Source organism: Dolichospermum sp. LEGE 00240 (assembly GCF_015207875.1).
Classification (GTDB): Bacteria; Cyanobacteriota; Cyanobacteriia; order Cyanobacteriales; family Nostocaceae; genus Dolichospermum; species Dolichospermum gracile.
Map to the genome: position 1 here is coordinate 1 of NZ_JADEVZ010000152.1, position 2,782 is coordinate 2,782.

4 protein-coding genes are annotated in these 2,782 nt (G+C 39.0%); 3 read left to right on the top strand and 1 reads right to left on the bottom strand.

What is annotated here, in order from left to right; genetic code table 11:
• From IQ226_RS24645 to IQ226_RS24655, 3 genes are all read left to right on the top strand, one after another.
• A partial coding sequence (locus IQ226_RS24645; protein WP_193899750.1) for a tetratricopeptide repeat protein occupies positions 1–703 on the top strand: 703 nt, incomplete at its 5' end.
• Positions 704–1,543: 840 nt separating this feature from the next.
• The gene (locus IQ226_RS24650) at positions 1,544–2,194 is read left to right on the top strand and encodes a DUF3386 domain-containing protein (protein ID WP_193899752.1); all 651 of its coding nucleotides are present in this window, start codon (positions 1,544–1,546) and stop codon (positions 2,192–2,194) included.
• A 157-nt stretch (positions 2,195–2,351) separates the two neighbouring features.
• Complete coding sequence (locus tag IQ226_RS24655; protein ID WP_193899754.1) at positions 2,352–2,582, top strand: NifU family protein; 231 nt, start codon at positions 2,352–2,354, stop codon at positions 2,580–2,582.
• A gap of 1 nt (position 2,583) precedes the next feature.
• Here IQ226_RS24655 and IQ226_RS26125 read toward each other — a convergent pair whose 3' ends face one another.
• Positions 2,584–2,685, bottom strand: coding sequence for a hypothetical protein (locus IQ226_RS26125; protein WP_370567231.1), 102 nt, complete (start codon positions 2,683–2,685; stop codon positions 2,584–2,586).
• Positions 2,686–2,782 lie beyond the last annotated feature (97 nt).

Here is a 2,782-nt window from a genome sequence, read left to right on the forward strand (position 1 = left end):
AGATGATTACAACCTAGCTATCAAGATTAATCCTAACTATGCCGAAGCCTACAACAACCGGGGACTTGTCCGTAATGAATTAGGAGATAAGCAAGGAGCAATAGATGATTACAACCTAGCTATCAAGTTTAATCCTAACTATGCCGAAGCCTACAACAACCGGGGAAATGTCCGTGATGATTTAGGAGATAAGCAAGGAGCAATAGATGATTACAACCTAGCTATCAAGTTTAATCCTAACTTAGCCCAAGCCTACAACAACCGGGGAATTGTCCGTGATGATTTAGGAGATAAGCAAGGAGCAATAGATGATTTCAACCTAGCTATCAAGTTTAATCCTAACTATGCCGAAGCCTACTACAACCGGGGAATTGTCCGTGATGATTTAGGAGATAAGCAAGGAGCAATAGATGATTTCAACCTAGCTATCAAGTTTAATCCTAACTATGCCGAAGCCTACAACAACCGGGGAATTGTCCGTGATGATTTAGGAGATAAGCAAGGAGCAATAGATGATTTCAACCTAGCTATCAAGTTTAATCCTAACTATGCCGAAGCCTACAACAACCGGGGAATTGTTTATTATGAACTTGGTGACAAACAAAAAGCCAGAGAAGACCTGCAACGAGCAGCGCAATTGTTCATGGCTCAAGGAAATACTGCTGCTTATGAAAAAATAATGGGTTTATTAAAAGGGTTGTAGGGAGTTTCTTTGGTGATGTTAATTGTGATTTTGTCAGAATCAGGATGTCCAGGATTTAAGGATTAACAGGATGTGATTGTGAGATTTTCCCTCGTTCCCTGGCTCTGCTGGGGAATGTTCACAGGAGGCTCTGGATGATAACAATAATATTTTGTCAGAATCAGGATGTCCAGGATTTAAGGATTAACAGGATGTGATTGTGAGATTTTCCCTCGTTCCCTGGCTCTGCCGGGGAATGCTCACGGGAGGCTCTGGATGACAACAATAATATTTTGTCAGAATCAGGATGTCCAGGATTTAAGGATTAACAGGATGTGATTGTGAGATTTTCCCTCGTTCCCTGGTTCTGCTGGGGAATGTTCACGGGGTTCTGGATGACAACAATAATATTTTGTCAGAATCAGGATGTCCAGGATTTAAGGATTAACAGGATGTGATTGTGAGATTTTCCCTCGTTCCCTGGTTCTGCTGGGGAATGTTCACGGGGTTCTGGATGACAACAATAATATTTTGTCAGAATCAGGATGTCCAGGATGTGATTTCTTGATTGTCTATAAACATCCAGATTTAAGGATAAAAAATCATCTTCACACTATAAAAGAAATTAGATCTGTGACTTCACCAGATCATCAACAAAAATCCTGAAAATCCTCAAATCCTGGACATCCTGATTCTGACAATTTTAATTTATGCTATACTCGGAATAGACCCAAACAACATAATCCTCTGGAAAGCTGCCACTTACCACATCCCACGTAAAAACACAAATATATTTCTGTACAATTTAAAAAACAACAACTTTGCATTAAACTAGTAGAAAAGCGCAGTCAAAGTGGTGATATGGCAATTCAGTCAACGGCAGAAACTTTGTTTCAAACTGCTTATGAAAGTCGTTACACTTGGAATGAAAACTTTCCCGGTTATGCCGCCGATGTGCAACTGCTACAGGAAGGTGAAGTTTATACTGGTAAGATTCAAATTGACCCAAACCTGAATATACAAGTTACAGAAGTCGCAGATAAACAAATAGCAGCAGGAATTGATATTCAATTACAGGAAGTAGTTACCCGCTGTCAGAAAACCAGTTTTCTAGATTCTTATGGTCAACATGACTTTATTTTGGTTGAAACGGTAGAAAATCATGGTGTAACGGTTTTTGTCAAGAGTGAAAATACTGATTCTCGCTATCAAATCCGTAACCAAAAAATATATCAAGAAGTTCGGGTTATGGGTCGGATGTCTTTGGAGATTAATTCTGAGCAATTCCTAGATACAGACTGCGGTTATATCCCTTCTGCTTATCATGTGGTTTTTCGCAATTCGCATACAGATGATGTTAATAGCATTCTCAAATTTACGGATACATATCAAAAATTTGGTGATTATTACATTTTGACAAAGCAGATAGTGGCAGAATATGAAGATGGGAAAACTGCAACTCCTCAATCAATTACCGAGTTTGTTTATTCTCATATTCAGCTACTAGAATAGGGAACAGCCAGCAGGGGAGAAAAATATTCTTTTGCAACTGACAACTGACCAATAACCAATGACTAATGACTAATGACTAATTATCCATTTCCAGCCTAAACTAGATAATTAGCAACTCGGATAATTACCAATTTATTTACTGAACAGGTCTAAACCTATGGAACTAACGATAGAAAATGTAGAAAGCGTATTAGACGAGATGCGTCCTTATCTCATGTCTGATGGTGGTAACGTAAAACTCGTAGAATTGGATGGACCGATTGTTAAAGTCTCATTACAGGGTGCTTGTGGTTCTTGTCCAAGTTCTACTATGACTCTGAAAATGGGTATTGAACGCCGTCTTATAGAAAAAATTCCCGAAATCGCTGAAGTAGTACAAGTTGTCTAAATCACTGGTAATTGATAATGGGTAATTGGTAATTGGTAATTGGTAATTGGTAATTGGTAATTGGTAATTGGTAATTGGTAATTGGTAATTGGTAATTGGTAATTGGTTAAGATGTTCCTATTACCTGTCACCTGTCCCCTGTAACCTGTCCCCTGTCCCCTGTAACCTGTCCCCTGTCCCCTGTCACCTGTAACCTGTCC